This is a genomic window from Glycocaulis sp., from assembly GCF_052168375.1.
Classification (GTDB): domain Bacteria; phylum Pseudomonadota; class Alphaproteobacteria; order Caulobacterales; family Maricaulaceae; genus Glycocaulis.
On sequence record NZ_JBQLZR010000070.1, the window covers coordinates 1 to 5,939 of the forward strand.

Sequence of the window (5,939 nt, forward strand, 5' to 3'; positions counted from 1 at the left end):
GGCAATACCGGGCGTTCAACGGCGACGCATCTTCACTATGAAGTGTGGTTCAGGGGCAATCACCTGGACCCTGAGCGTTTCTTGAGAGCAGGACATTATGTTCAATAAAAAGGACTCCCCCGCCCCGGAAACGGGTAGCCCGCCGCCCCCAGTCAAAAGGTCCGCCATGAAATCCAAAGCACCCTCCATTCTCAGCGCTGATCTGACGATCACGGGCTCCATCACGTCCGAAGGCGAAGTCCAGCTCGACGGCACCGTCGAAGGCGATGTGCGCGCCGGTTCGCTCAGCATTGGCGAAGAAGCCACGGTGAAGGGTGAAGTCATTGCCGAGAGCGTTGTCGTTCGCGGCCGCGTTGAAGGCTCTGTCCGGGCCCGCCAGGTCCAGCTTGCCGCGACCGCCCGCATCGAGGGCGATATCGTCCACGCGACGCTCGCCGTGGAAAGCGGTGCCTATTTCGATGGCCATTGCCGCCGCTCCTCCGATCCGCTGTCGGACAAGCCGGCTGGCTCTGCGCCCCTGACGCAGGACAAGCCGAAAGTCGCCTCTTCCATGCCGCCGGCCCCTCCGGGCGGTGCAGCCAGCAGCGCGCCGCGTCCGGCTGCTGCAGCCAACAGCGATCCGTTTGCCTCCAAGGCCTAATAAGGGTCTTGCCGGAAACAGAAAAAGGCGGCTCATGCGAGCCGCCTTTTTTATTGCCCTTGAGCCGCTGGCCCGCCTGCGATCAGTTTGATGCGGCCTCGTCGCCGCCCACACGCGCTGCGAGCGCAGCCGCCATGAAGGCGTCCAGATCTCCATCGAGCACGCCTTGCGTGTCGGAGGTTTCGACATTGGTCCGCAAGTCCTTGACCATCTGGTAGGGCTGGAGGACGTAGGACCGGATCTGGTGGCCCCAGCCGATATCGGTCTTGGCGTCGGCTTCGGCCTGGGCCGCCGCTTCGCGCTTTTGCAGTTCAAGCTCATAAAGGCGGGCGCGCAGCATGTTCCACGCAGTTTCCCGGTTCTTGTGCTGGGAGCGGTCTGCCTGGCACTGCACCACGATGCCGGTCGGCTCGTGGGTCAGGCGGATAGCGCTGTCGGTCTTGTTGACGTGCTGGCCGCCGGCACCAGACGCCCGGAAGGTGTCGGTGCGGACATCCTTGTCGAGGATCTCGATCTCGATCGTGTCATCGATCAGCGGATAGGCCCAGACGCTGGCAAAGCTGGTGTGGCGCCGCCCTGAGCTGTCATAGGGCGAGATGCGCACCAGACGGTGGACACCGGCCTCGGTTTTCAGCCAGCCATAGGCGTTCTCGCCCTTGATCAGCAGGGTTGCAGATTTCAGGCCCGCCTCCTCGCCCGCCTGCTCCTCGATCACCTCGACCTTGTAGCCCGACGCGTTCGCCCAGCGCGTGTACATGCGCGTCAGCATGGCAGCCCAGTCCTGCGCTTCGGTGCCGCCCGCGCCCGGGTGGATCTCGACATAGCAGTCATTGCTGTCGGCTTCGCCAGAGAGGAGCGCTTCCAGTTCGGCGCGGCCGGCGCGCTCTTTCAACGCCTTGAGAACAGCGACGGCATCATCGAAGAGAGCCTCGTCGCCTTCCATGTCCGCAAGCTCGGCCAGTTCCAGCGTCTCGCCCAGTTCTGCTTCGATCTCGCGGACCGTGGTCATCTGCTGGTCGAGCGTATTGCGCTCGCGCATCAGGCTCTGGGCGCGCGCGGCGTCGTTCCAGAAGTCGGGCGCTTCCGCGCGGGCGTTCAGCTCATCAAGGCGGGCCTGGGCGATATCCCAGTCAAAGACGCCTCCTCAGCAGTTCCAGTGACTGCTCGATGGAGGTTTTCAGGGACGCGATATCAGCGCGCATGGCGTAACTCTCAGATTTGAGGACAAACACACGCAGGAGTGCGTTGCATGGCGCATAGCCAACACCGCCGCGCCACACAAGGCTTGATGCGCCTTCAGCTTCAGTAGATGCCGCTGAGGTCCTCGTCTGAACCCTCGTCATCACTGTCCTGCGAGCCGTCCTCGGTCTCGCGCAGGCGCCCGGTGGCAAAGCTCAGCGTCTCCTCCTCACGGGTGGCACCGCGAACCGGCTCGGTGCCGGGACGGAAGGCTTCCAGAATGACGCCTGGGCGGCCGAGGATGGAAGGCTCGCCGGTGCGCGCATCGATTGGCACCAGCCGGACGCCCTCGGGCACCCGGAAAGGTGCTACCGGATATTCTTCCAGTATCGGAGCAAAGGCATCGCGCGCGATGGGCGCCGCCGCGCGGCCGCCCGCCTCGCCCGAACCCAGCGGAACCGGCGTGTCGAAGCCGACATAGACGCCAACCACCAGATCAGGGGTAAAGCCGACAAACCATGCATCGCGGAATTCGTTCGTGGTGCCGGTCTTGCCGGCAACCGGACGGCCCAGCGCATTCAGAGCGCTGCCCGTACCGCGGCGCACGGCCCCTTCCAGCATCGAGACGATCTGATAGGCGGTAACCGGATCGACGACGTCCTCGCCAAGCTCTGCGAGATCCGGCTCGGCCATGCCGTTGGTCCATTCCGCGTCGCATCCGGTGCACTCGCGCTGGTCGTGCAGGTAGATGGTCTCGCCCGTGCGGTCCTGTACCCGGTCGATCAGGGTCGGGGTCACCCGCCGTCCGCCATTGACGAGCGCACCATAGGCGCTCATCAGGCGCCACAGCGTCGTCTCGCCGGCGCCCAGCGCCATGGAGAGCACCGGGTCCATGCGGTCGTAAATGCCAAAGCGCGCGGCATAGTCGGCAATCGGCTGCATGCCGGTGTCCTGCGCGAGGCGCACCGTCATCACGTTGCGCGACAATTCAAGGCCGAGCCGCATGGTGGACGGGCCATAGAACTGGTCTGAATAATTGGACGGCCGGTAGAAGCGGTTGTCACCGCCACCGGTCGCGGCAAACGGCGCATCAAGAATGATGCTCGCGGGCGTAAAGCCATTGTCCAGCGCGGCTGCATAAACGAACGGCTTGAAGGACGAACCCGGCTGGCGGCGCGCCTGTGTCGCCCGGTTGAACTGGCTCTGCTGGAAGGAATAGCCGCCAATCATGGCCAGCACCCGGCCCGTATAGGGATCGAGCGCCATCACGGCACCATTGATCTCCGGCACCTGGCGCAAGCCGTATTCCTCGCCCTCTTCGCTCAGGCGCTGGACCAGTACCACATCCCCAAGCTCCAGAACGTCGGAGGGACGCTGGATGGACGGGCCAAGAACGGGGAAATTGTCCGACGAGCGGCGCGAGGGCGCACGCGCCCAGGTCAGCTCTGAGAGCGGTATCGTGCCCCGGCTGCGGTCAGCCATGCCGATGACGACATCGCGCTCGCGCACTTCCAGAACGACCGCATGGACCCAGCCTTCATCAAGATCACGGGGCACTTCCACTTCGGCAAGCTGTTCAGGCCAGGCATCGAAGTTTTCCAGTGTGGTCAGCGGGCCGCGATAGCCATAGCGGCGGTCATACTCGACCAGGCCTGCACGCAGTGCCGAACGCGCGGCCAGCTGGGCGCGGGTGTTCAGCGAGGTGCGCACCGAAAGGCCACCCGAATAGAGCTGCTCCTCGCCATACATGTTGAAGAGCTCGCGGCGGACTTCCTCGACGAAATACTCGGCCGCCAGATAGGTCTCGCCTTGCAGGCGGCTGACGGTCTCGAGCGGCTGGGCCTGCGCCTCACGCATTTCCGCTTCGGTGATGAAGCCGTTGGCATGCATCCGCGCGAGCACATAGTTGCGCCGGCCGATAGCCGCTTCAGGGTGGCGTTCGGGGTGGTAGTTGTTGGGTGCCTTCGGCAGAGCGGCGAGGTAGGCCACCTCGTGCAGCTCCAGCTCGTCCAGCGAGCGGTCGAAATAGTTCAACGCAGCCGCCGCGACACCGTAGGCGCGGTTACCCAGGAAAATCTCGTTGAGATAGAGCTCGAGGATGCGGTCCTTGGTGAAGGCGCGCTCCATGCGCATGGCCAGCACCATTTCCTGCACCTTGCGCGCAATGCGCTGCTCGGAGCTGAGGAGGAAGTTCTTGGCGACCTGCTGGGTGATGGTCGAGCCGCCTTCGAGGCGCCGCCCATTGAGCACATTGCCGATATTGGCAATCGCCGCGCGGGCAAGGCCCATCAGGTCAATGCCGCCATGATTGTAGAAATTGGCGTCCTCCGCCGCGAGGAAGGCATTCGTGACGTGAGGCGGAATGGCTTCGATGGGCACGAAGACGCGGCGTTCGAAAGCATATTCCGCTATCAGCAGGCCATCACCGGCATGCATCCGGCTCATGATGGGCGGCTCGTACTCGGCCAGCTGCTCGTAATCGGGCAGGTCTTGCGTTACTTGCGCGACGTAGACCGCGACCGAAACCAGCGCGATGACACCGACAATGGCGATTGTCGAACCGGCCCAGAGCGCCAGCTTGCCCAGATTTTTCACACTGAAGATTGCCATCATTCCTGCCTGTCCGGTCGCCCTGCCCGGCCCTGTAGCCGTTTGCACGCGACCTTGCCCCTCACTGGGGCGGTATTATGGCGCGAGGCGGGCTTCAGGTCCAAGCCGCTTTCAGGCACGCAGGCTAGCGTGTGGCAGGTCCGCCGCCCGTACTGCCCGCAGCCGCCGTGCGCAGCGGGCCGGCATTGCCGCACACCGCGAAATATTCGTCGATGGAATCGGCAACTGCCGTCATCAGGCGCTGGCGGTAGGCAGGCGTGTTCAGATTGCGCGAGTCATCGGGATTGGTCATGAAACCCATCTCGAACAGGACAGCCGGAATCTGTGAATCCAGCAGCACCCAGAAGCCGCGCTCGAGCGGCTCGCGGCGGAATAGCGGGGTCACGTCCGTTGCATTCTCCAGGATGGAGCCTGCAAAGATCAGCGACTGGTTGCGCTTTTCCTGCAGCGACATTTCCAGCAGCAGATCATTGACCTGAGCGGAGCGCGCCGCACTCGTCTGCAGCCATTCGCCATCTTGGCGGGCACGCGTGCGAGCCCTGTTGGTGCCCGAATCCGACAGCGTGTACACGGTCGCGCCGCGCGGGCCGGCATTGCTATTGGGCGCGGCGTCGGCATGGAGCGAGATGAAGATGTCCGCCTCGGCTCGGCGGGCGACCTGAATGCGCTCGTCAAGCTCGAGGAAGACGTCGCGGTCACGCGTCATGATGACTTCATAGCGTCCGCGAGCCACCAGAATATCACGCAGAGCCAGACCGGCAGCGAGAGCGAGGTGGGATTCCGATACGCTGCCAAAACGGCCCGGCGCGCCCGGATCGCGTCCGCCATGACCGGGGTCGATCACGATACGCGGGCTTTCACAGCGCGGCGGCACATAGGCGACCTGCACACGTTCGGCGAGGAATTGCGTCATGGTCTGATCAACGGAATCAAAGCCGGAGCTTGCCGTCATCAGGGCAGCCGGTGCCGGTTCGATGTCGATCACGATGCGATGACCGCCATCTGCGGGCGGTAGAGAGAAAGTTTCACGCACCCGCACACTCTCGGTCAGTTCGAAAACCAGGCGCGGCGACTGGGCGGCGGGTTCAAAGCGGAAGCGCCCGGCAAGGCCGTGACCCTGGCCCTGCCCGTCGGCTAGGCCGGTCACATTCCAGCGTGCGCCGGGAATGTCGACCACAAGGCGCGGCGTCACCTCGCCAGAGGCGAAGGCGCGGAAATCCATTTCGGTGCGGGTTTCGACAACGATGCGGGTATGGCTGTCATGGACGCCAAAGCGCACAGCGATGATCTCGCTGGCCGCGGCACTGGCGCCCGCCATAAAGGCAAGCGACGCAGCAAGCGCGCCCATCAGGCCGGACAATCGTCTGACTATCACCACCGAACTCACCCTCGTTGTTCTGCCTACCCTCGAAAACGCCTGCTTGAACGCAGGTCTGACCGGCAGAATGGCACGCCCCGGTTTCGATTCGGTTACCAGAGCGTAACGACAATCCTTCGCTAACACGGATAT

Annotated in this window: 4 protein-coding genes; 1 reads left to right on the forward strand and 3 read right to left on the reverse strand. The window is 64.0% G+C overall.

Annotated features, from left to right (window positions below; translation table 11 throughout):
* Window positions 1–166 precede the first annotated feature (166 nt).
* Window positions 167–640 carry a bactofilin family protein gene (locus ACTS2Z_RS02750; RefSeq protein WP_442571701.1) on the forward strand — a complete coding sequence of 158 codons (474 nt, stop codon included), beginning with the start codon at window positions 167–169 and terminating at the stop codon, window positions 638–640.
* A gap of 82 nt (window positions 641–722) precedes the next feature.
* On the opposite strand, the gene prfB is transcribed toward ACTS2Z_RS02750, so the two are convergent.
* The 3 genes from prfB to ACTS2Z_RS02765 form a co-directional block, all read right to left on the reverse strand.
* Window positions 723–1,842 (reverse strand): peptide chain release factor 2 gene (gene prfB, locus ACTS2Z_RS02755; protein WP_442571702.1). Its coding sequence is split into 2 segments (ribosomal slippage): window positions 723–1,772 and window positions 1,774–1,842, totalling 1,119 coding nucleotides; the frame shifts between segments, so codons are not numbered across the junction.
* Window positions 1,843–1,942: 100 nt separating this feature from the next.
* Complete coding sequence (locus tag ACTS2Z_RS02760) at window positions 1,943–4,432, reverse strand: penicillin-binding protein 1A (protein WP_442571703.1); 2,490 nt, start codon at window positions 4,430–4,432, stop codon at window positions 1,943–1,945.
* A 121-nt stretch (window positions 4,433–4,553) separates the two neighbouring features.
* Window positions 4,554–5,807 (reverse strand): N-acetylmuramoyl-L-alanine amidase, encoded by a 1,254-nt coding sequence (locus ACTS2Z_RS02765; RefSeq protein WP_442571704.1) that lies wholly within the window; start codon window positions 5,805–5,807, stop codon window positions 4,554–4,556.
* Window positions 5,808–5,939: the final 132 nt, after the last annotated feature.